The sequence below is a fragment of the Candidatus Enterococcus murrayae genome (genome assembly GCF_017315985.1).
Taxonomy (GTDB): domain Bacteria; phylum Bacillota; class Bacilli; order Lactobacillales; family Enterococcaceae; genus Enterococcus_A; species Enterococcus_A murrayae.
Window position 1 is genome coordinate 35,736 of the sequence record NZ_JAFLVR010000004.1, and the last position, 21,280, is coordinate 57,015.

The window sequence follows — 21,280 nt, forward strand, 5'->3', positions numbered from 1 at the left end:
CAGAATAGGATTTAACGCAGAGAAATTCCTGCGGTTGTCGATTCGCTGCCCTCTTTGTCAATTATAAAAACGTTCACTTTACTGGTACCTTGTAGTATGATGTGAATTAGATAAAAATAGAAAATGGTGATTTTTTGACGACTATTAAAGAAGTAGCGGAAATGGCTGGCGTTTCTGTAGCTACAGTTTCTCACGTTGTTAGAAAAACTAGATATGTTAGCCCTGAGTTAGAAAAGAAAGTAGAAGAGGTTATTTCCTCTCTTGACTCTGTTCCCAATTTTGTATTGAAGCAAAATAAAAAAAATGAGAGCAAAGTACAAATTCTATTGGTATATGTACCAAATTTTTCTGACAGATTTCAAATGGGTATTCTAGAAGAAATTCGTCAGCAGCATACGAATAAAAATGTGCTCGTTATTCCTGTCGAGTATCAAAATATAACTAAAGAGTTTGAGGTTATGTTTGATAGCTTCGCTGAAAAAATTATCGGTCAAATTCTAATCTACTCGGAAGAAGTTGAACCTACATTTCCTAAAAAATTTTACAAGATTCCGTTTGTGATTATCAGTGCCAACAATTATGAAACAATCACTCTGCCATACATTTCAAGCGATAGTTGTGCAGGGGTCGAGCATGCAACCAATCATTTAATAAAAAGTGGCCACTCCAGAATCGCCTACATAGACTATTCTGATGAAACAGAGAATGATTCACTTATAGGCTTTAAGCAGGCTTTCCAAAAAAGCCATCTTGAGATTGATGAAGGGATCATCTCTACTAAACGACTTACTGAGAATGAATTACTTGAAAAACTGCACGGGCTCTTTTCTCAAGATAATCTTTACCCGCCAACCGGTATCTTTGTTGACCCGTTAATTGTCAATGAAGTCATCAGATATTTTAAGAAAACCGGGTATCGCATACCTGAAGATATTTCGATAATTTCCTTGGGGACTGAAGCCTGGTATGCTCTTTGTAATCCAGCTATTACAAGTATCGAGCATGATTTTTCTAAAATCATTGCTGAGGCTTTTGACATCTTGCACTCGTACTCAGCAGATTTGCAGATCAAAAAAATCGTTCCTACTACCTTCCATTTACAAAATTCTACATCAGGAATTGCGAAAGGACCTTTTGGTGAAAAGGCCTACTCAATCGATAGTATTATGCTTACTGAAAAAGAAATCACCGAGATAAAACAAAAGAAAAGAACTGCTGTCATCTCTTTTCATTATACTGGTGCTTCTTGGATGAACCTTCACGAAGCTGGGATAAATAAGCTATTTAATGAACTTAATATTAATGTTATCGGTGTAACGGATGCTCACTTTGATGCCGACCTTCAAAACAAACAAATTGACAGTCTCTTGTCATTGGAGCCAGATATTTTTATCGCTATCCCAACGGATACTGCTAAAACGGCCGAAGCATTCAAAAAGATTGTTGATAGTCCTAGCCAATTAATCTTAATCACTAATGTTCCAAAGGGGCTAACCCCTAACGACTATGTGTCAGTGGTATCAGTAAATGAACTCACTAACGGGAGACTTGCTGCCAGAGGTTTATGTGAGCAGATGCTCTCGAATGATAAAACTAAAGTCGGACTTATGACCTTTGATTCTGATTTCTATGCTACAAATCAAAGGGATACCTCTGCGCAACAACTGATCGATGAAGATTTTCCAGCGATTGAAATAGTGGCAAGAACTGCCTTTAAAAATGAAAGTGAAGTTTTTGATAAAACATTGAACTTGCTATCTGAGCATCCCGAAATAGAAGGTCTCTATATCTCTTGGGATGGACCGGCGCAGCAAGTCATTAAAGCATTAGCTACTATAGATCGGCTAGATATCATTGTTGGAACTGTCGATTTAGATTTCTCTTCCGCGTTAGCTATTGCCGAAGATGGACCGATAAAATGTGTGAGTGCCCAACAGCCCTTTGAACAAGGAAGAGCAATCGCCTTGGCTGCAGCGCAATCACTCCTTCATAAACATGTTCCTAGCTTTATCGGTATAGAGCCAATTATGGTTAATAAGGGAAATTTACTTAGCTCGTGGAGATCTATCTTCAAAGAGGAACCTCCAAAAGAGTTGCGGGATTTACTCTCTAGAAAATAATTTTCCCTCTCTCAAAACCAAATGAGTTTGAACCTTCTTCGACTACATGGTCAAGTAGGCAAAATAGATTAGAATAAGACTCCTCTGAAATTGAAACAACTTTCGATTTCAGAGGGGTTTCTGTCTTGCCTATTAAGTTTTTCTATTATCATTATTAACTGCCTGTCCTGGTAAATAGTTTTGTAATTGCACAATGATATATTATTTGTGGAAACTATTTAATGGTTCTGCTAAAACTTTTTTGTATAAAAAAACGCTCAGAAGAGTTCCCCGAGCGCATACTTTCTATTCTTTTACTGCTTTTGGTGCTACAAGTAAAGCACACATGACTAAACCTAATACAATGAATAAAACTGCACCAGCTGCATTACCTTTTGTCAACATTGCAAAAGCAATCGTACCAAATAGGCTGGCAACCGTTAAAACGATGCCTGATTTTTGGATTCCTGTCAATCTGGCGAAAGAATTTCTAAAACCGATCGTCAATAATAAAGAGCCTACAAAAGAAGCGATACCAAAAACAATATGCCCAATCAAGATAAGATTCTCCATCTCTTCACCTCCCTCAGGATAACTATACTAGAAAGCCTAGAGGAAAACGAAGATTGTGCTTAGAAGAACTAATCTACTTGATAGCGTAAAATTGTCCGACGTTTTTCCGGTACTGTTTTTCTTGCATCATTCAGATAAATTTCTCGATGAAGATAACTTCTGCGTTTTAATCCGTTCTCTTCCCCAAATTGCTCCATTTTCTGAAATGATGCTGGCTCGTCATCAAACGAACCATGATGTAGGATTTGTATACACTTTCCATCTTCGATCGTTTCAAAAGAAAGTTCCTTCAGGAGCTGATTCTGTTCTTTTCTACCAACAGCAGCTACTGCAGCTGCAAACATTTCTTGGGTGATCCAATCAGGTTGACGCAACATGATTTTATACTCAAAACTTTCTTTATCGGTAATATCGCTTGTATTCTTCGTAGACCAAATTCCTTCCAATGGAAAGATCGCAAATTCAGAATAGTCAAACTCACTTTGCAGTTCTTGATGCGACTTATAGAATTTTTTGAACCCCATTTTGATACTCCAGGCTACTGGATAAAGGACACCTACTCGTTCAGAAAAATCTCGATTATTCGGATTCCCTTCCCCTTTGATCGTAAGAAATTTTTGTGGTGGAACTGTCACTATTTCCGCCTTCTTTTTTGGAGCGTATAAATGCTTCTCTTGTTTTTTCCAATCATATTTCATCTCGTTCCCCTCGCTTTCATCTTTGAACTCATTATAACGAGCGAAACCTGCAATCTGGTGTCAGGTTTGATAAATTCTTTTTAATTGATCTATTTTTCCGATTAATTCCTCTCGAATATTGGAGGGGGATAAAACTTCCACCTGTCCGCCAAAAGATAATAGAAAACTGTAGAAGCTATCGTTCACAGGATATTCTTCCGTAATTAATAATCGACCATCTTTGGCTTCCTCGACGTGTTCAAAATTTTCGTAAACACGATAGGCTAATTCTGGTGCAAAAGCTAATTGCACTAAAATCTTATCTGCTGTATAAATTTTTTCAGGCTGAAGTACTTTCTCTGGTGCGTTACGTTCAAAAGTTTCAGTCATTAATTCACTCTCTCTAATCCGCTTAAGTTTAAAGAGTCGATAATCCTGTTTTTCGCAGCAATAGGCATAGAGATACCACTCTCTTGCTTTAAAAATCAATTTCAATGGCTCTACTTGACGATCAGAGCCCACTTTCCCTTGGCTAACGTAGTGAATGTTGATCTGTCTCTTTTGAAAAATGGCCGTTTTCAGTATTTGAAACAATTCTTCATTTGTTGGATTCCAATCCGAAAAATCGATCTCGATCCAATTGGTAGTTTGCTTTTGAAAAATACTGCCCAATTTCTTCAGCAACGCTTGATTGCCCTGCTCGTCTACTCCACTCAAACCTTGTAACGCTGTCAATAGTTGATTTTGCTCTTTCTCCGAAATTAAAGAACGATTTAACACAAAATTTTCAGGCAGGAAAATTCCACCGCCTTTTCCCTGGGTTGTGTAAACAGGGATTCCTGCAGAACTTAAGATATCAATGTCTCGATAAATCGTTCGGATCGATACTTCAAATTTTTCTGCCAACTCCGGTGCTGTCGTGTTTCCTTTATCCATCAAAAAGTAAACCATTTGAAATAAACGATAATCTGCCATGTCGCTCACCTCCAACATCAGTATATCATTGAAAACCTGCAGACTAATGTCAGGTTATAAAAAAGCCCTGCCTATCCTCTCTTCGTGAGCAAGCAGGGAGAAACAAGAATTTTATTTTTCACGGCTTCAACAAAATTTTTCCAATACTTTTGCCTGTCTCTAAAAATTCGTGAGCTTTCTTGCCATCATGCAGTGAAAATACTGTCGGCTCACTGATCTCAATCTTTCCTTTGGCAAAGTAGCTGAAGAGCCGTTCACTGCGTACTTTCCGTTCTTCGTAACTTGTTAGATAATCCCATAAATCACCAGTTAAGATGCTTTTTGATTCTGACATTAACGCTACAGGATCGATTTTTATTGGATTGCCGCCGGCCATACCAAAAAAGACAACTTTCCCTCGATGCTTAATCAAATCTAAACTTTGCTGGATCGTAGAGCCTACGCCATCATATGCTGTTGCAAATTGACCTTCGATCGTTTTAGCCCAAAAAGTTTCGCGACTCGGATAGACTTGTTTGGCTCCGTGAGACAATGCCAAGGCTTGTTTCTCCACTGATGAAGCCGCTCCATAAACTTCAATGCCATCAGCTGCTAGTATCTGGGAAAGTATTTGGCCAACACCACCACTGATTCCAGTAATGAATACTTTCTCACCAGGACTGTTTTTTCCAAGATCATGGGCAAGAAAATCAGCAGTCATCCCTTGAAGCCCGATACTTGCAGCTAATTTACTGTCGATCCCAGCAGGCAGGGAAATCGCTTGATCACTTGGTACTGCTACATATTCCGCATTCGCTAAAGGCACATCTACAAACAAAACTGATTCCCCGACTTTTTGTTTCGTCACCTTTTCTCCAATTGCGACTATGCTGCCTGCCCCTTCATAGCCATTGATAAAAGGAACATGATTTTCTATGTGATATTCCCCTCGGCGTCGATAAATATCAGCAAAATTCAAACCGATATAGTCAACTTTTACTAATACTTCTTTTTCACTGATCACAGGTTTAGGAAGCTCCCCATACTGCAAAACATCGCTGCCGCCAAATTCCTCAAAATACAATGCTTTCATGACACCATGCTCCTTTAGTTGTTTCTTAGAATATACTATGAAGCGAACTGTTCGACAAAAAATTGGATTGCATTCCCTCGTTTCCTTTGATAAATTTGAATGATCAAGAAATGCAGAAAGGAGTATCACCAATAATGAAATTAACAACTTTGCCTCAAGAATTATCCGTGTATAAGATCGCCGACTTAAAGACGATTGACCTTACCCAACAGCCGCTGTTTATCGGAGTAACTGATGAAGAAATTTCAGTCGTTTCCTCTACTGAAAGCGTTCCTGCAAATACGATCGAACACGAGGACGGTTGGAAAGGATTCAAGATTGACGGTGTCTTAGATTTCAGTCTTGTCGGAATTTTAGCCAAAATTGCTTCTTTATTAGCAGATGCTGGTATCAGCATTTTTGCTGTCTCCACTTACAATACTGATTATATTTTGGTCAAAGCCGACAAGTATGATGCCGCTGTTACGGCTCTCTGTGAAGCTGGATATACTGTCGCATAATGATTCTATTGTTTGAAGAGCCTATCAAAGGCTCTTTTTTTCATGTCTTTGTCATTTCTATTTTTTTCCAGTCTTTTATCCGAGAAGAAAATAGGACTTTGGTTGGACGAAACCCTTCCGTATTTCTCTTATTATGAGAGTGTAGTAATAAAGCAGAAATAAAATATCAAGTTTCTCTAGAATAAATGAATCGACACAGTTGGTATAAAAAATCAGGAGGTATTAGAATGAAAAGAAATGGATTAGACATTACAGTATTGATTTTAGGAATTGCTTGTATAGGGTTGTTGACGGTGAATCGCTATATTTTCCGACCAGTCTGGAAAACAGAATTTCGGACAGAATTAAGAGAAGTGAAAAAAGAAATCAAAGATGAACTACGCAACAGTAAGGATGAAATCAAAGAAAATTCGAAAGAAACAAAGGATGCTTTGAAAGAAGGAAGTAAGGAAACAAAACGTGCCTTGAAAGAAGGCAGAAAAGAAGTAAAAGAAGACATGAAAGAAACACAAGATGAAATCAAAGATGCTTTAGAGCTGTCTTATTAAAATCAATGAGAAAAGGCCTTCATCGCGAAGGCCTTTTTTAATCGACTTGCTGCCGTAATTTATGTTTTCCTTCGGTTTGAAAAAGTAAGGTCGAGAGGGTCATTAGAATGGCGCCAATAAATAAGCTGATTTTCAAAATGCTCATTACTTTAGTATCTGCCAAAAAACCAATATAAGGTAAATAAAAATGCGGTCTGCCAATCAAATTCCGCTCATGAACAAGCCCCATCTCTGCTTTATCAGAATTGTCTCCTTTGACAAAGTAACCATCGATATTATGATCTACCGCTAATACTCGCCGTGTCTTGATCGCTTTTCCTTGATTCTCATAGTAGGTAATCGTGTCTCCAACATGAATTGGTTCCCTCACATCTTTTACAAATACTAAACCGCCTTTATTGTATTCTGGCGCCATTTTACTGTCTGAAATCACATAGGGTGTAACATCCAGTAATTTTGGAATAACGATAGTAAATATAGCGAGCAAGAACAAAGCAAAGATTAAAAAAGCATATAAGATAGTTATTTTTTTATTTCTCAGCGTCCCAATCCACCTCCTTTAAATAATTTTTCTTCTTAAATTCATCATATCATATTACGCAAAAAAATCTATTTTTTAATTGATAATTGAATAAAAAATAGAATTCATTTTGACTAGAATCCCCATTATGTTACTATTATCATAGAGCACTATACTGATTATTTTCTTTTTTTAAAACGAAAGGGTGTTACTTTATCGTAACGAAAACATACAAAGAGCAGTTTGCTAAGTTTCTGACGAAGCACAATCTCGCTTTAATAATATCCGTTATTTTAATATTGGTTTCCTTTACCAGTATTAAGATCATAAATGAAATTAAAAAAACAAATGTGAAAGAATTGCAGGATCATTGGACATTCATTGTTAAAGACCATTCTGATCACTATATCTTCGGAAAAACCGAACAACGTTTAACGAATGTTCACCCGAATAATGCTTTGATCATGCAGCAACAACTAGAAATGAACCTTAGGGATCCACAGCTAGTTGTACGAACAAACCATCAATGGCTCTTTATCTATGTCGGGGAAAATCTGATTTATAAATACAGTGCTACTGATAAGCAAAAGGAACCTGGCCTCTTACAAACAACTGTTCATCTGCCTAAAAACTATCAGCAGCAAAAATTGCGAATTATTACGAAGACGCCTTATGAATATTACGCCGGAATTCCTGCCCGTGTCTTCATTGGTGAGGCAGCCGAGGTGAACCGCTTTTTTATCCTGCATTCTTTACCGCAACTTTTGTTATTGGTCATTTGTTCTGCATTGATCATCTTAATGCTGGGACTGCTCTTCCTAAAGCCTAGAGTCTCACGAAAAGATTTGGTTTTATCATTGATATTGATAGGGTTTATTTTTTTAGTGGGTATGCAATCGATCGTTTTGAATATCCCTGCCAGCAGTCTACTCAGTCCTAGCACATTATCGATTCTTTATAATCTAACGGCGATTCTGATTCCAGTATTTTTAACCAATTATTATTTGTTAAGAACAAAAAAATATCAGCACTATTACCTCTATGGTGTGGGCTCACAGATTTTTCTATTAGCTTTTGGATTTCTCTGTATCCTTGCTGGAAAATTGTCATTGCCAATTGCCGTGCAGATTTTTAGTGGCTTTAATGTCTTCATGACACTCTACACATCTGCGATCGCATTAGCGGAGTCCGCGGATCAGAATCGTTTCTACATTATTTGCTCACCAGGAATCATCATGGCTGCTTTTATCCATTGTTTCTTCTACATTCAGCTTTTTGCTGGAGCGGCGAACTTAACGACTGATTGGCCGTTGATTTTATTTGCCGGACTGATGGTCTTGATCAGCGGGTATCATTTTGAAGAAGGTTTTCGCTTAATCCAGCACTTTCGAATCAAACAGCAAGAAGAAACACAACAGCTGTTGTTGATGAAGGAAAAACAGAATAACTTGCTGACAACATTTAAACTACTGACTGAGAAAGAAGCTGATCGGAACGAGAAAACACCCAATTTAACCTATCTACTTCAACAAATGCGGGATTACTATCAAAAAGAATTTCGCAAAAAAGCTAAGTTCTTTTCTTGCCAGTTGGCTGTCAGAGCGGACACTCAACTACTGAATGAAGAAAACTTGTACCTGTTGATACAATTATTCGAGAAATTTTTGAATGAGTCACAGTTCGGCAGCATCGATATTTCCATCCAGCAAGAAAATGATCAATTAATCATTGAAAGCAATACGAGTGCTTTTGCTCGACATTCTTTTGATGAATCGGTTACCATGGCGCCCCCCTTCGATCGACATGAAACGTTAGCTAATGCCGTCAAGCAATCAAACGGTGAATGGCAATGGCAAACCAAAGAGAAAAAACAATACTTTAAAATTACATTAGGGCTATAAAAAACGACCTTTCGATTTTCGAAAGGTCGTTGACTTTTAATAGATTAGTGATAAGAAATCTTCTTTGGTAATATTCCCGAAGTAATGAGTCAGATCGATTTGATCGATGCTTTCTTCTAAAGCTTTTTTCTCATAGCGTGTGCCGATCAATTGATTTTCAACATCCTTGATTTCACCTAATCCAAAGAAATCACCGAATACTTTGGCTTTTTCGATTTCTCCATTAGCTACATCTAAGCGAACTTCGATTGAACCGATCGGGAAACGTTTTTGACGTTCCAAGTTGAATTCTGGTGAACGTCCATAATTCCAATCCCAATTTTTGTAGTATTCATCCGAGATTTGATTGATGGCTTTCCAGTCTGCCTCGTTCAACTCATGAGTCTTAACTTGATCTACACTATCCACGCCAAAAATTTGCAGTAGAATCGCTTGACGGAATTCTTCAGTTGTCATGTCTTGCTTGTCAGTCGGCAAATAATCTTTGATATTCGTCACACGCGAACGAATGGATTTGATCCCTTTTGATTCGATCTTGTCTTTTTTCACTTTCAACGCATTCACGACTTCATCAATGTCACTATCAAACATTAATGTTCCATGAGCGAACATCCGGCCATTAGTCGAATACATCGCGTTACCAGAAAATTTCTTGTCGTCAATTACCAAGTCGTTCCGCCCTTTTAGCTGTGCGCCTTCAATACCTAACTTATGGAGTGCTTCAACAATTGGCTCTGTTAATTTTTTGAAATCTCTAAAGGAGTTGCCATCATCTGGCATAATGAAGCTAAAATTCAAATTCCCAAGATCGTGATAAACGGCGCCTCCACCACTTAAGCGTCGAACAACATGAATCCCTTTTTCATCCACGTATTCTTTATTGATCTCTTCAATCGTATTTTGGTTGCGGCCAATGATGATTGATGGCTCATTGATGTAAAAAAGCAGGATTGGTTCATCTAAAGGCATGTTCTGCAATAGATAGGTCTCGATGGCAAGATTTACTCGTGGATCACGTTCTTTGTCATTTGGTACATATAGCATGGTTCCAACTCCTAACTCCTATTTAAGGAATAAATTATTTTGTTCTGTAAATCATTTTAGATTTCAAAAACTTTGTGAGGTTGCGCTAATTCAACAGGAATACCCTCGCTGGCATTAGCTGCTTGTTGACGTAGTTCTTCCAGACTTCCATGTTGGGGTAAATGGGTTAACACTAATTTTTTGACTGCTGCATTTTTGGCAAAAGTACCGGACTCCCCTGCAGTGAAATGCGCTTTATGATGTTCGTTGCCGTTAAATAAATACGTATCTGCTAAAAACAAATCCGCATCTTTTGCAAATTCGTTAAAGGACTCTAGGTATCCGGAATCACCGGTGAAGACAAAAACAGCACCAGTCTTTTCTTCAACAAAACGCATTGCGTAGCAAGGTACTGGATGAATCGTCTTCATAAACGTAACAAGAAACGGTCCAAGTTTCAATTCTTCTGCTTCAAAGTAAGCATGGCCTTCAGTAACACCGTCCATCGTCAAATCATCGAAATGAAACTGGTCCTCTGTATGTCCATAAATCGGCAGGATAGGCTTAGGCGTTTGGGTCGGATAAAGCTGCCAGTAATATTGCAACACACCTAAATCTGCAATATGATCATGGTGATAATGAGTCAAAATTACCGCATCCAAATCTAACGGATCGAGTTCTTTTTCTAATTCCACTAATGTTGAGCTACCCGCATCTAATAATAGATTAAAGCCGTCAGCTTGCAGCAAATAACTGGTGGTTCCTTGGCCATTATATGGATACGCACCTAAACAACCTAGTACGGTCAATTTCATGCCAATTCCCCCTGATCAATTTTTTCCTTCAAGGCTTGGTCATAAAAAGCCGCACTCGCTGTATTCACATAAACTGCTACGAAGAGCAGACCAACTAACAACGCGACAAACCCTAAGATATACCAGCCGATAAATGACAATTGCAATAAGATGTATTTACCCCAACGATCCTGTAGCAATGACCAAGCACGCTTGATACAGTCGCCGACACTTAAATCTGGGTAATCAAATTTTACCCAAACCGCAAATTTGAAAATAATGCTGATGATCGTTGTAACAAGTAAGAATGCTAAAGTCAAGATAGCATAAAGACCAAGTACACCGATATTCAACAATGTTGAAGCATTTTCCGCAGTCGTTACTCCGCCCGATGAGATCAGTGAGATATAAACACTGCTTCCGGCTTGCAATAATAATGGGATGAAAAAGATCGCTGCCAATACATATTGCACAACTTGCGCAATGATATTAATCAGCAACAATGGCACATAGTACCCCTGCTGAAAGACGACAAAAATTTGACCTAATTCTGCTCTGCCTCCTCGTACTACATATAAACTGATGTAATAAAGGGCATAGCTAAATGCAAATAGGACGAGGATACTCAATAGAAATGAGATCCCTAACTGAAGATTTGGATTACTGGTCATCGTTGAAACATTACTGATTGCTCCTGTTAATAATCCAACAATCACAATCAATCCAACATTGATTCCCCATTGTCCATTCAATTGATCTTTGGCTTTTTGACGATATTCACTAAGACTCATAGAAACACTCCTTATTCGCAGGAAAAATTCCTTTACGATTTTTTTAATTTAGCTATTTCGTTACTTAGTTTTTGTATTTTACGCTCAACACGTTTGGATTCTGGATCAGTCGAAACATTTAGAAAATTAAGGCGTTCAAATGTTTTTAATTCTTTTTTCAAGTGCTCTAGTTCTGTACGTTTTGTCTCTATCCTCATATTCAAATCACATTTCTCCTTCGTTAAAAGGCATAAACAATCGGGCATAAATCCAACAACGACTCCAGCTAGCTGAACGATCTTAGTAATTTTTGATTTCGCCGACCGTATCGTAATCTAAACGTGCCACAACTTCCGTAACTAATTTCACTGTATTGAAATAATCCTCTTCATGGATAATCGAAGTATGTGAATGCAAGTAACGAACAGGTACCGTAATCGCTAATGATGGAACGCCATCGCGGGTCAAGTGCATTTGTCCAGCATCTGTTCCACCTCCGGCAATTACTGTATATTGAAATGGAATCTCTATTTCTTCTGCTACATCAATAACAAAATCCAATAATTTCTTATGAGGAACCATCGACGCATCATAGATCAAAATTTGCGGTCCCTTACCCAAAACAGAGTCTGCCTCTTTCGGGGTCATTCCAGGTGTATCGCCAGCTGTACCCGTGTCTAATGCAAAAGCAATGTCAGGATTCACGATATGCGAGCTTGTACGAGCGCCTCGCAAGCCGACTTCTTCTTGAACATCGCTACCAGCAAACAATACATTATGATGCTCACGCTTAGATAGATTCTCTAAAACACGCAGTGCCACTGCTGTACCGATACGGTTATCCCAAGCTTTTGCTAATAGGAATTTTGAGTCATTCATTCGTTGATAATGAATATACGGTGTCACCATGTCGCCAGGTCGGATGCCCCACTCCTTCGCTTCATCCGCGCTAGAAGCCCCGATATCGATAAACATGTCTTTGATTTCAAATGGTTTTTTTCGTGCCTCTGGCGTTAACACATGTGGCGGTTTTGACCCAATCACACCATGAATAATGTTGCCTTTGCGAGTTTTAATCTCCACTTGTTGAGCCAACATGACTTGATTCCACCAGCCGCCAATCGTTTGAAACTCAAGGAAGCCTTTTTCTGAGATTTTTGTCACCATAAAACCGACCTCATCTAAATGGCCTGAGATGAAGACTTTTGGGCCACCGCCGCCACCATGCTTAGCAATGACGCTACCTAAACCATCAAAAAAAATATCGTCAGCAAAATCCTGTGCGTAACTTTTAAAGACCTCTCTGACCTCGTCTTCATTCCCCGCAATGCCACGCGCTGAAGTGAGATCAATCAATAATTGCTCTTCCTTTTTATCCACTTTTACTCCTCCTAAAAATAAATCTATTTCCCATTAAGAATGCTCTACATCAAAAAATATGATTGACATCCCTTTTTACCTATAAATCAGTATACCATTGTAAAAAAAATCTGCGAAGTATGTTGTATAATCACTATGAGGTGATCAAATGACACGTTTACTAGCAATTGAATTGACCATGATGGTAATGATCGAAAATGAAATGGGTGAAGTTCTAGTCCAGGATCGAAAGAAAACGGATTGGCCTGGATGGACTTTTCCTGGAGGTCATGTAGAAAAAGAGGAAAGCAGCTATCATGCTGCCGTGCGGGAAATCAAAGAAGAAACGGGATTGATGGTTCAACCAATCTTGCGAGGAACAACAGAATGGAATAACTTAGCTAAAGAAACTCGTGAATTAGCGTTTCTTTATACCGCTCAAGTGAAGAAACAAGCTGTTCCTGATGATCTGTTTTGGATCAATAAGGCAGATTTGAAATTACAACAGCTGGCGGGAACATTGAATGAGCTGTTGCCGATCTTTTTCGAAGAGGAACAGCAGCTTTATTTTGAAGTATGAAACAAGCGTGCCCTTTTATGGACACGCTTTTCTTATACCTGAGCCTTTTTTAATACCCAGCTTCCTCTTTCACGCATTGTAATCAAATGAATCACCCAAAATGCAGCTGCGAAAGCTAATAATACTCCTGAATTAAACATGAATTTATCCATGAAGCTTTGATTGAACTCAACGGTCTTACCAATCAATTCATTATTTTGGGCAAACCAATATGTTGGAGTGAATGCAGCAATCTTATTCACCGCATCTGGCAAAAATTCGCTTGGGACAAAAACACCGCCAACAAAACAGCTTCCCATGATAAAAATATTGTTGATACCGCTGATCGCATCCTCATTTTGTAAAATGCTTGTAATCAAGATGGAGAAGCTAACGATTGCCGCAAAGAACGATACCGTATTTAACACGAAGTAACCCATCACTTGATTGAAACTCCCCTTAGTGATAAATAAAACAAAAGCTAAAAAGAGTATCCAGCAAAATACAGCGTATGCTAAATTGCCAATCGATATTTTACGTGACAACTTGCTCCGAGAAACCGGCGAACAGCTATTTCGGCGACGGATTTCTTCACGATTAAACGCCAAATTGACTGCGGCATAACCGCTGAAGATGGATAAGAACATACCATAAGCAAGTAAATTGTAAATCTGTCCTGTCACATTTTGTTTTTTCTTTTTATGGTAGCTCGAATCGAAATGAACTTTTCCAGCTTTACTTAATGTTGTCTTGGTTTTCTTCAACAACTCTTTTTGGGTCAGTTCCGGCATTTGTTTTTGATAAGTCAGATAGGTGTTTAAATAGTTATTCACTGTCGTATCCACCAAAGATTGAGAAAATGTCGCCGGGCGCGTTTTACTTTCCAGCTTCACTGACTCTCCTTTAGTCAATTTCTCAGAGAAATTCTTAGGTATTGCAAGAATATATTCCACTTCGTCAAAATACAGTGCATCATCTAAACTTTTTTGAGAAGTGTCTTTCAGCTTTACAATCGTGTGCTGCTTTCCTAAGTAGTCTACAAAACCTTTTTCAATTACAGAATCATCTTCCGAAAGAATCGCAATCTTCGCTCCAGTCAATTCTTCTGCCTCTTGTGTCAACTGGCCTGCATAAAAAAGTGTAATCACCGCCATGATAATAACACCTAGAAGAAGACTCCCTTTATTCTTTTTTAGAATTTGCAGGATTGCTCTATAAGTGGTCATATTGCACCTTCCTTTCGAATGAATAATTTAACAGGACAAATAAAATACCAAAGCCTGCCAACCATAGAAGGTTGAGATAGAATGGGCTCAACGATTGGTAATAGAATAGCTGATATAAACTTTCGCTGATTAAATTCACGATATTGATCCGCCCTAACAATGGCACATGCACATCGATCCAATATTTGATTGATTGTGAGCCCATCATTCCTGCTAAAAAGCTCATGATCATGGAGATTGAGATTCCAATCGAAATTTTTTGCTGGAAATCCACCTTGGATAATGCGTTACCGATTAGAGTACCAAATGATATTGCTGTAAAAGCACCTAAAGCACAGACTAATAAAATATAGTTCCAGTGATCGCCAAACTCAACTTGGTAAACAAAGCGATAGAACATTAGAATCAATGTTGTTTGGACAAAGAAGAGAACAAAGCTTGCCAGCATGTTCGCAAATGATACCAACAGCTTATTCCTTGGTATCAAACATAGCCGCATCCCTTCTGGTGATTGATTGGCTTGCTGATCATTAGCATTTCGAAGTCCCCACATAAACCCATACATTACGGTCATCCCCACTAAAGTAAAGAAGTAAAAAGATTTCAGATTGAAATTCCCCGTTCCGTTGCCATCCTCTACATAGCTTTTCTGCTCCAAAGCCTGACTAATCGCTTGCGGCTGTATTGCTCCTGTTGCCATCAGCGTTTCAACTTTATCCGTATTTTGCAGATATTGATTCAACAATTCTTTTAAAACGGTTTGCTGAGTACCGCTTTTACTAACAAATAGTTCAATATTGTCAGCGTCTACTACAAAATAACCAGAAATTTTGTCATCCGATAATTGTGTTCTCGCTTCCCTTTTCGATAGTTCTTTGCTTTTAAATAGTGCTTCATCATCATTTTTGATTTCCTTCAATACCGATTCAAACTGCTTTGATTTGGCATCATCCGCAGAAACAATCCCTACTGTTGAAGTTTCTAATGCTGTCATTTCATCTAGATTTCCAAATGCTAAATTAAACAACAGACCCAGAACAACAGGAAAAGCAAATGTCCAAAATAACAGGCTGCGATTTCTTAATAAAACTCGTAAACGATAGATAAATAAACGTACAAACATTTCCTCACCCCTAATCCCTTAATTCTTTTCCGGTGATCTCCAAGAATACATCATTCAATGTCGCTTCTTGCGTATGGATATTGGCATACATAATTTTTTCTGCTTCAAAATAATTTAAGATTGGTAACAATGCGTTTTTTAAATCTTTTGTCGTTACTTGAAGATAGCTTTCATCGTAAGAAACTTCCAGAATAGATGGAGCAGCTCCAACAGCCGTAACTTGTTCTTTGGTCAAACCTGGAACCTCGATGATCAATTTCTCATTTTCTCGAACCATATTTTTCAATTGCTCTTTGCTGCCCTCAGCGATTACTTGACCTTGATCAATAATCACAATGTGGTTACAGAGTATTTCGACTTCTTCCATATAATGAGTCGTATAAACAATTGTGGCTCCTTGACGATTTAATTCTTTAATACTATCCAAAATTTTGTTTCGACTTTGCGGGTCGACCGCTACGGTAGGCTCATCTAAGAAAATTAATTCCGGCTTATGCACGATCCCGCATGCGATATTCAAGCGCCGCTTCAATCCTCCACTTAATTGCTTCGGATAAAACTTGCGGAATTCTTCTAGCCCAACCAGCTGAATCACTTCTTCGACATATTGTTCCCGTTTATTCTTATCTTGGACATACAATCCACAAAAATAATTGATGTTGTCTGTAACATTTAATTCTTCAAAAAGCGCAATGTCTTGTGGAACAACTCCAATTTTTTGTTTGATTCCATATTTTTCAGGCCCCATCTCTTCTCCAAAGATCTTGATCGAACCGCGATCATAGGTCAATAACGAGAGCACACAATTGATTGTAGTGGATTTCCCACTACCGTTTGGTCCCAATAATCCTAGTATTTCACCCTTTTTTACTGATAGATTCAAATGATTCAACGCGGTGAAATCACCATAACGTTTTACTAAATTTTCGATTTCGATCAACATTTTAAAAACTCCTTTTCCTTTTCTTCTTACATTTACTATAATAAAAATAGAAACTTCGTTGTAGTGAGTTTGTGCCAATCATAAGATGACAAATGTCATTTTGTTCGAGCCTTGTTGCACATTTTTCATTAGATCAAGGTGTCCGTATACATGATGTGTCTCAATCTCTTTTTTTGGATAACTACTTTACTATGAATTAGGAGCAGCAATGAAAAAAATAAATAATTATTGGGTAGATTTTTTCTTTTTAGAACTGATTGGTATTTTTTTGCTTTTTCAACAAGGGTTTAAACCGCATATGATCGTTTATTTATTAGCGAGTATTCTTCTTGCTGGACCAGCACTACTGCTTCGAAAAACATTCGGTCAATCATTAGGCGTTTTTCCGTTACTGATTTTAAGTTTCTTTTGGCCGATGCTGCTTGTCTTCTTGCCAGCAAATTTAAGAATTGCTTGGCGGGAGGAAATTATTTGGAGCTGGGGATTGATCGTTTTGATTGTGCTGCTATTTCAAGACAGCCTTTCATCGCCTGAACGGCTATTGATTGTTTGCTTAAGCTGTTTTTCCCTACTCTTAGCTTGGCGTGGAAAAAAACAAGAGGAAGTTACAGAGGCTTTACTGCAGCTGAAAGATGACAGTTGGGAAAAACAAGAACTGTTAAAACAAAAAAACCAAGAATTAGTACAATCACAAGAGACCTTCATCGACCTAGAAATTTCGGAGGAGCGCAATCGGATTGCCCGCGATATTCATGATAATGTCGGGCATTTATTATCAAGCGCCATTATTCAACTTGGTGCTATCGAAGCGATCAATCAAAGTGATGGCTTAAAAAAACCATTAGAACAATTGAAGTCGACGATTCATATAGGGATGGATAATATACGCGAAAGCGTTCATGATTTACATGAGACTTCTTTGACTTTTGAAAAGGGACTAGATTTGTTGATCGCGGATTTTCAATTTTCCGCAGTAGAGATTAAAGGAGCTATTCCAGAAAAACTGAACCAAGAACAAGAACGAACACTATTAATGGTGATGAAGGAAGCTCTGGCTAATGTGATGAAGCACAGTAATGCAACAAAAGTTACGTTCTCCTTCAATGAGCTGCCTGCTTTTTACCGCTTGCAAATTCTTGATAATGGCACTTTAGCCAAAAAAAATGGAGATGGGATCGGTTTGAAAAGCATGCGTCAGCGAATAGAACAAATCGGCGGACAGCTGCATATCTCACAAACTCCAAATAATTTTTTGATCCATATCATTGTGCCGAAAGATACCCCTTCCTCGCTTCGCAACACAATTAGTTCAAGCGAATGATTAAGAGGCATTTAGTTGCAGAAAAACAAAATTAAAGACTCAAGGAGGAAAGATATGATCCGTGTTGTCATTGTTGATGATGATCCGTTAGTGGCAGAATCATTAAAAACTATTTTAGAAATATCTGAAGAGATCGAGGTTCTTGGAACCGGAAACTCCGGCCCAGAGGCTGTGAAGCTGTATTTGCAAGAGCGTCCTGACGTTTTACTAACAGACATTCGCATGGGGGAAAGCACAGGGATTGAAGCAGCAAAAGAAATTTTTAAACAAGTTCCTGACGCAGTTATTCTACTGCTTACAACATTTTCTGATGATGAATATATTCGAGAAGCATTGCAAATTGGTGTAAAAGGCTACTTGATCAAACAAGAGCTTGCCAGTATCGTGCCCGCAATCAAGGCCGTTTATAATGGACAAACAGTTTTCGGAACGGAAGTTGTTGGTAAATTAGCATCGATTTTGACCGACCAAACACCGCAAAAACTGAACAATATCGAATTATCCGAACGCGAAGAAAGCATCCTATTTGCCGTTGCTAACGGTAAAAATAATAAAGAAATCGCTCAGGAATTATTTCTCAGTGAAGGAACCGTTCGAAACAATCTCAGTCAGCTTTTAGAAAAATTAGAAGTACGTGATCGAACACAGTTAGCGATCTTCTATTATAGAAATTATCCACAGAAATAACCGAAGGAGCGTATTTTGTAAAGTCAGTTTTTCCGCAGAATATAAAAAGGAACAGAGATACGATCACTAACAATCGTATCTCTGTTCTAATTTTTGCTTATGAATCGTCATTATTTCTTGTAAAGAAATTTCATATTTGTCGGCTATGATAAAAAGATTATCCAAAACATCGCCTAATTCCTCTGTTAAATTTTCGATTGCTTGAGAGCGCTCTGACAGTTTTTCATCTGGTCGGTCACGTCCAATCTCGATCGTTCGGATTGCTCGACAAACTTCTCCAACTTCTTCCGAAAGAAAATTTGATCGTATAAATGGATCGTATTGATACCAATTTCTTTTTTTATAAAAGTCCCCAATCCACTCTTGATACGCTTGAATATCCAAAAAAAGACCTCCATTCTTTTTAACGAACGTAAGTTCTTATTCTATGATATACTACTATCAATAGAAATGAAAGAGAGGGTTTATTTTGAATATCATCGTTTATTGTGGAGCCGGCAGCGGCAATGACCCAATTTATCAAAAGACAACGGAAAAGTTCGGTGAATGGATTGCTGAAAAGAAGCATACTCTCATTTATGGTGGGGGAAAAGCTGGTTTGATGGGTACAATTGCTGATTCTGTACTAAACAACAAGGGTAAGGTAATTGGGGTTATTCCTACCTTTCTGATAGAAAGAGAACTTGCCCACCCTAACTTAACGGAAATGCATGTCGTTCCATCAATGTCTGAAAGAAAACAAAAAATGCTCGAGCTGGGAGATGCGTGTATCGCATTACCTGGGGGTCCAGGAACATTAGAGGAAATCACGGAAATGATTTCTTGGGCAAGAGTCGGTCAAAATGCGAATCCGTGTGTACTGTTCAATGAAAAAGGCTTCTATGATCCATTGAAAAATCTATATGACAGTATGGTAGAAAATAATTTTCTGACCCAGGAGGATCGAAATAAGACTTTATTTTCTAGCTCGTTAATTGAAATCGATCAATTCATAAACAATTATACGCCCCCTCAGATTCGTAAATACTAGAAAAAAGATAGTGCAACCGCAGAGTCCTGCTATTTGCACTATCTTTTTCACTTTATTTCTGCAGGGTTCATTTCTTGCCATTCTTTACTTAAGAAATATTGATTATTAATTTTATAATTCTGAATCTGTGACTTGCGATCTGCCAAGAATGGAGCGATTTTTTCATCCGCTGCCAACCAGCCTTTCCATCCTAAATGAATAGTATCCTGCATAAAATATGGGGTATTTTCTTGATCGGTATAGTCAGCGATATTTTTGAATCCTTGCGAAGTCAGTTGATACTTGATCTTACCAGAAAACTGCTTCAGCATCTCTTTTGAAAGTCCGGTAAAGTCCGCCCAACGACCATTGACCGGCGGAATAATAAAGAGTGCATCCGCATGTTCCTTCGCTAGTTGATCTAATGCCAATTGGAAATCTGAAAATTCTGGTGAAAAACGATAATCCCATTTTTTTTGAGAATTTTCAAAACGATTCATATGTGGTTTGATTCGTTGATGATAAAAACGTCGTTGAATCCCAAATTCATTTCCTTGTGTTGCCCGCTCACCTAATTGATTGGCTAACGTATTTAATTCTGTATGATCATATTTTTCGGGCAGAGCTTTCGTGTTTTTATCAATCATATCTTGTTTGCTGACCATACCAATGGTGCTGAATAGTTCATCTTCCCGCTCCAACATATTCAATTTCAACTTACTGAAAACTAAATCTGTTTTATCAGGTAGCTTCCCGTCCATCACAGCAGCTAACATTCGGTCTAATCGTTCATCTTTTCTTACCACGCCATAATGCGTCAAGCGTTGAGCCAAATACTTATCACTCGCTTGAACTTTTCTTAAATTCAGCAACCAATGCAAGGTTTGTTCTGGAGAATAGTAAGCATCAAAGTAATCACGCTTGATCCCGTGTTTGACAAACCATTGAGGAGAAATGATAAAAACTACTTTTCGCTGCTTCAAGTCATTTCCCAACGACTGCATCATCATGAACTGAGTCAACGATTGCGTTCCTGGTGCTCCCATCAGAAATGGTGTGTAGCCTCGGTCGTATTTTTCGGCTAAGACCGATGGATGAAACGGGCTGATTCGGCTTAATTCGGAGGAACCAAAGAACGGTACATAATTGTCGGTACTCAGAGCTTCCTTTGTAATACTGTTCCCTCGTAGTACATTTCCCGCCATTGAACTGGATGCAGCCTTGATCAGCTTTGGATCGCTGCTGTTAATTTTATACGGCGAGAAAAAAAGAAGAACCAATAAAACTGCCGCTAAAAGAATCGGCCCAAAAATACCGAAGAGTTTCTTTTTCATTAATCTTGCAAAGCTTTCACTTGTTCGATAATTTTATTGGGTGTGTTCCATTGAGTGCGGTCAAACTCTGAAACTGGCACTTGTACGCCTAATTGTCCTTCGATCTCAACCAGTAGTTGAACCGTTGCTAATGAGTCCATCAAGCCTTCTTCGAATAAATCCACATCGGGATTGTCTCTTACTTCCTCTGTTCCTGTGATATCTTCTAAAATGCTGAATAATGTGTCTTCCATGTTACTCGCTCCATTTCGTGTTTGTTTTTTAGGT

The 21,280-nt window shown here is 38.3% G+C and carries 24 protein-coding genes; 8 read left to right on the forward strand and 16 right to left on the reverse strand.

Going from position 1 to position 21,280, the window contains the following annotated elements:
* The first annotated feature begins 134 nt into the window (after positions 1-134).
* Positions 135-2,120 (forward strand): LacI family DNA-binding transcriptional regulator, encoded by a 1,986-nt coding sequence (locus JZO85_RS01815; protein ID WP_207106794.1) that lies wholly within the window; start codon positions 135-137, stop codon positions 2,118-2,120.
* A gap of 285 nt (positions 2,121-2,405) precedes the next feature.
* On the opposite strand, the gene JZO85_RS01820 is transcribed toward JZO85_RS01815, so the two are convergent.
* The 4 genes from JZO85_RS01820 to JZO85_RS01835 form a co-directional block, all read right to left on the reverse strand.
* On the reverse strand, positions 2,406-2,672 hold the full coding sequence (locus JZO85_RS01820; RefSeq protein ID WP_207106795.1) for a Na+-transporting malonate decarboxylase, carboxybiotin decarboxylase subunit, madB: 267 nt from the start codon (positions 2,670-2,672) through the stop codon (positions 2,406-2,408).
* Between the two features lie 68 nt (positions 2,673-2,740).
* Positions 2,741-3,370 (reverse strand): GyrI-like domain-containing protein, encoded by a 630-nt coding sequence (locus tag JZO85_RS01825; RefSeq protein ID WP_207106796.1) that lies wholly within the window; start codon positions 3,368-3,370, stop codon positions 2,741-2,743.
* Between the two features lie 60 nt (positions 3,371-3,430).
* The gene (locus JZO85_RS01830) at positions 3,431-4,324 is read right to left on the reverse strand and encodes a helix-turn-helix transcriptional regulator (protein WP_207106797.1); all 894 of its coding nucleotides are present in this window, start codon (positions 4,322-4,324) and stop codon (positions 3,431-3,433) included.
* Positions 4,325-4,442: 118 nt separating this feature from the next.
* Positions 4,443-5,396, reverse strand: a complete 954-nt coding sequence (locus JZO85_RS01835; protein ID WP_207106798.1) for a zinc-binding dehydrogenase — start codon at positions 5,394-5,396, stop codon at positions 4,443-4,445.
* Positions 5,397-5,530: 134 nt separating this feature from the next.
* Here JZO85_RS01835 and JZO85_RS01840 point away from each other — a divergent pair, with 134 nt between their 5' ends.
* Together JZO85_RS01840 and JZO85_RS01845 are read left to right on the forward strand one after the other, a co-directional pair.
* The gene (locus JZO85_RS01840) at positions 5,531-5,896 is read left to right on the forward strand and encodes an ACT domain-containing protein (protein ID WP_207106799.1); all 366 of its coding nucleotides are present in this window, start codon (positions 5,531-5,533) and stop codon (positions 5,894-5,896) included.
* A gap of 227 nt (positions 5,897-6,123) precedes the next feature.
* Positions 6,124-6,444, forward strand: a complete 321-nt coding sequence (locus JZO85_RS01845) for a YtxH domain-containing protein (protein ID WP_207106800.1) — start codon at positions 6,124-6,126, stop codon at positions 6,442-6,444.
* Positions 6,445-6,481: 37 nt separating this feature from the next.
* On the opposite strand, the gene JZO85_RS01850 is transcribed toward JZO85_RS01845, so the two are convergent.
* The gene (locus JZO85_RS01850; RefSeq protein WP_347401777.1) at positions 6,482-6,994 is read right to left on the reverse strand and encodes a signal peptidase I; all 513 of its coding nucleotides are present in this window, start codon (positions 6,992-6,994) and stop codon (positions 6,482-6,484) included.
* Between the two features lie 320 nt (positions 6,995-7,314).
* On the opposite strand from JZO85_RS01850, the gene JZO85_RS01855 reads away from it, so the two are divergent.
* Positions 7,315-8,865, forward strand: a complete 1,551-nt coding sequence (locus tag JZO85_RS01855) for an MFS transporter (RefSeq protein WP_347401775.1) — start codon at positions 7,315-7,317, stop codon at positions 8,863-8,865.
* Positions 8,866-8,901: 36 nt separating this feature from the next.
* Here JZO85_RS01855 and lplA read toward each other — a convergent pair whose 3' ends face one another.
* The 5 genes from lplA to JZO85_RS01880 form a co-directional block, all read right to left on the reverse strand.
* A complete protein-coding gene (gene lplA, locus JZO85_RS01860) occupies positions 8,902-9,909 on the reverse strand; it encodes a lipoate--protein ligase (protein ID WP_207106802.1) in 1,008 nt (335 codons plus the stop codon).
* A gap of 56 nt (positions 9,910-9,965) precedes the next feature.
* Positions 9,966-10,703, reverse strand: coding sequence for an MBL fold metallo-hydrolase (locus JZO85_RS01865; RefSeq protein WP_207106803.1), 738 nt, complete (start codon positions 10,701-10,703; stop codon positions 9,966-9,968).
* On the reverse strand, positions 10,700-11,473 hold the full coding sequence (locus JZO85_RS01870; protein WP_207106804.1) for a DUF975 family protein: 774 nt from the start codon (positions 11,471-11,473) through the stop codon (positions 10,700-10,702). The genes JZO85_RS01865 and JZO85_RS01870 overlap by 4 nt, the downstream gene beginning before the upstream one ends.
* 32 nt (positions 11,474-11,505) lie before the next feature.
* On the reverse strand, positions 11,506-11,676 hold the full coding sequence (locus tag JZO85_RS01875; RefSeq protein WP_207106805.1) for a hypothetical protein: 171 nt from the start codon (positions 11,674-11,676) through the stop codon (positions 11,506-11,508).
* A 76-nt stretch (positions 11,677-11,752) separates the two neighbouring features.
* Positions 11,753-12,832: a M42 family metallopeptidase gene (locus tag JZO85_RS01880; protein WP_207106806.1), complete on the reverse strand. Its 1,080-nt coding sequence runs from the start codon at positions 12,830-12,832 to the stop codon at positions 11,753-11,755.
* A 148-nt stretch (positions 12,833-12,980) separates the two neighbouring features.
* Here JZO85_RS01880 and JZO85_RS01885 point away from each other — a divergent pair, with 148 nt between their 5' ends.
* Positions 12,981-13,391, forward strand: coding sequence for an NUDIX domain-containing protein (locus JZO85_RS01885; RefSeq protein WP_207106807.1), 411 nt, complete (start codon positions 12,981-12,983; stop codon positions 13,389-13,391).
* A gap of 32 nt (positions 13,392-13,423) precedes the next feature.
* Here the strand turns inward: JZO85_RS01885 and JZO85_RS01890 are convergent, their stop codons facing one another.
* Genes JZO85_RS01890 through JZO85_RS01900 form a run of 3 tightly spaced genes read right to left on the reverse strand, consistent with a single transcriptional unit; the run spans position 13,424 to position 16,662 of the window.
* Positions 13,424-14,596, reverse strand: coding sequence for an ABC transporter permease (locus JZO85_RS01890; protein ID WP_207106808.1), 1,173 nt, complete (start codon positions 14,594-14,596; stop codon positions 13,424-13,426).
* Positions 14,583-15,719, reverse strand: a complete 1,137-nt coding sequence (locus JZO85_RS01895) for an ABC transporter permease (protein ID WP_207106809.1) — start codon at positions 15,717-15,719, stop codon at positions 14,583-14,585. Before JZO85_RS01895 ends, JZO85_RS01890 begins: the two co-directional genes overlap by 14 nt.
* Before the next feature lie 10 nt (positions 15,720-15,729).
* Positions 15,730-16,662, reverse strand: a complete 933-nt coding sequence (locus tag JZO85_RS01900) for an ABC transporter ATP-binding protein (protein WP_207106810.1) — start codon at positions 16,660-16,662, stop codon at positions 15,730-15,732.
* Between the two features lie 208 nt (positions 16,663-16,870).
* Here JZO85_RS01900 and JZO85_RS01905 point away from each other — a divergent pair, with 208 nt between their 5' ends.
* A complete protein-coding gene (locus JZO85_RS01905; RefSeq protein ID WP_207106811.1) occupies positions 16,871-17,983 on the forward strand; it encodes a sensor histidine kinase in 1,113 nt (370 codons plus the stop codon).
* Positions 17,984-18,037: 54 nt separating this feature from the next.
* Positions 18,038-18,670, forward strand: coding sequence for a response regulator transcription factor (locus tag JZO85_RS01910; RefSeq protein WP_207106812.1), 633 nt, complete (start codon positions 18,038-18,040; stop codon positions 18,668-18,670).
* 66 nt (positions 18,671-18,736) lie between these two features.
* On the opposite strand, the gene JZO85_RS01915 is transcribed toward JZO85_RS01910, so the two are convergent.
* On the reverse strand, positions 18,737-19,054 hold the full coding sequence (locus tag JZO85_RS01915) for a MazG nucleotide pyrophosphohydrolase domain-containing protein (RefSeq protein WP_207106813.1): 318 nt from the start codon (positions 19,052-19,054) through the stop codon (positions 18,737-18,739).
* 85 nt (positions 19,055-19,139) lie between these two features.
* Between JZO85_RS01915 and JZO85_RS01920 the strand changes: the two genes are divergently transcribed.
* The gene (locus tag JZO85_RS01920) at positions 19,140-19,700 is read left to right on the forward strand and encodes an LOG family protein (RefSeq protein WP_207106814.1); all 561 of its coding nucleotides are present in this window, start codon (positions 19,140-19,142) and stop codon (positions 19,698-19,700) included.
* 47 nt (positions 19,701-19,747) lie between these two features.
* On the opposite strand, the gene dltD is transcribed toward JZO85_RS01920, so the two are convergent.
* Both dltD and dltC read right to left on the reverse strand, forming a co-directional pair.
* On the reverse strand, positions 19,748-21,013 hold the full coding sequence (gene dltD / locus JZO85_RS01925) for a D-alanyl-lipoteichoic acid biosynthesis protein DltD (protein WP_207106815.1): 1,266 nt from the start codon (positions 21,011-21,013) through the stop codon (positions 19,748-19,750).
* Positions 21,013-21,246: a D-alanine--poly(phosphoribitol) ligase subunit DltC gene (dltC, locus tag JZO85_RS01930; protein ID WP_207106816.1), complete on the reverse strand. Its 234-nt coding sequence runs from the start codon at positions 21,244-21,246 to the stop codon at positions 21,013-21,015. Before dltC ends, dltD begins: the two co-directional genes overlap by 1 nt.
* Positions 21,247-21,280 lie beyond the last annotated feature (34 nt).

Coding starts and splice junctions, on each gene's coding strand:
- JZO85_RS01820 (WP_207106795.1), bottom strand. CDS start 2,672: ATGGAGAATCTTATCTTGATTGGGCATATTGTTTTTGGTATCGCTTCT.
- JZO85_RS01825 (WP_207106796.1), bottom strand. CDS start 3,370: ATGAAATATGATTGGAAAAAACAAGAGAAGCATTTATACGCTCCAAAA.
- JZO85_RS01830 (WP_207106797.1), bottom strand. CDS start 4,324: ATGGCAGATTATCGTTTATTTCAAATGGTTTACTTTTTGATGGATAAA.
- JZO85_RS01835 (WP_207106798.1), bottom strand. CDS start 5,396: ATGAAAGCATTGTATTTTGAGGAATTTGGCGGCAGCGATGTTTTGCAG.
- JZO85_RS01840 (WP_207106799.1), top strand. CDS start 5,531: ATGAAATTAACAACTTTGCCTCAAGAATTATCCGTGTATAAGATCGCC.
- JZO85_RS01845 (WP_207106800.1), top strand. CDS start 6,124: ATGAAAAGAAATGGATTAGACATTACAGTATTGATTTTAGGAATTGCT.
- lplA (WP_207106802.1), bottom strand. CDS start 9,909: ATGCTATATGTACCAAATGACAAAGAACGTGATCCACGAGTAAATCTT.
- JZO85_RS01865 (WP_207106803.1), bottom strand. CDS start 10,703: ATGAAATTGACCGTACTAGGTTGTTTAGGTGCGTATCCATATAATGGC.
- JZO85_RS01870 (WP_207106804.1), bottom strand. CDS start 11,473: ATGAGTCTTAGTGAATATCGTCAAAAAGCCAAAGATCAATTGAATGGA.
- JZO85_RS01885 (WP_207106807.1), top strand. CDS start 12,981: ATGACACGTTTACTAGCAATTGAATTGACCATGATGGTAATGATCGAA.
- JZO85_RS01890 (WP_207106808.1), bottom strand. CDS start 14,596: ATGACCACTTATAGAGCAATCCTGCAAATTCTAAAAAAGAATAAAGGG.
- JZO85_RS01895 (WP_207106809.1), bottom strand. CDS start 15,719: ATGTTTGTACGTTTATTTATCTATCGTTTACGAGTTTTATTAAGAAAT.
- JZO85_RS01900 (WP_207106810.1), bottom strand. CDS start 16,662: ATGTTGATCGAAATCGAAAATTTAGTAAAACGTTATGGTGATTTCACC.
- JZO85_RS01905 (WP_207106811.1), top strand. CDS start 16,871: ATGAAAAAAATAAATAATTATTGGGTAGATTTTTTCTTTTTAGAACTG.
- JZO85_RS01910 (WP_207106812.1), top strand. CDS start 18,038: ATGATCCGTGTTGTCATTGTTGATGATGATCCGTTAGTGGCAGAATCA.
- dltD (WP_207106815.1), bottom strand. CDS start 21,013: ATGAAAAAGAAACTCTTCGGTATTTTTGGGCCGATTCTTTTAGCGGCA.
- dltC (WP_207106816.1), bottom strand. CDS start 21,246: ATGGAAGACACATTATTCAGCATTTTAGAAGATATCACAGGAACAGAG.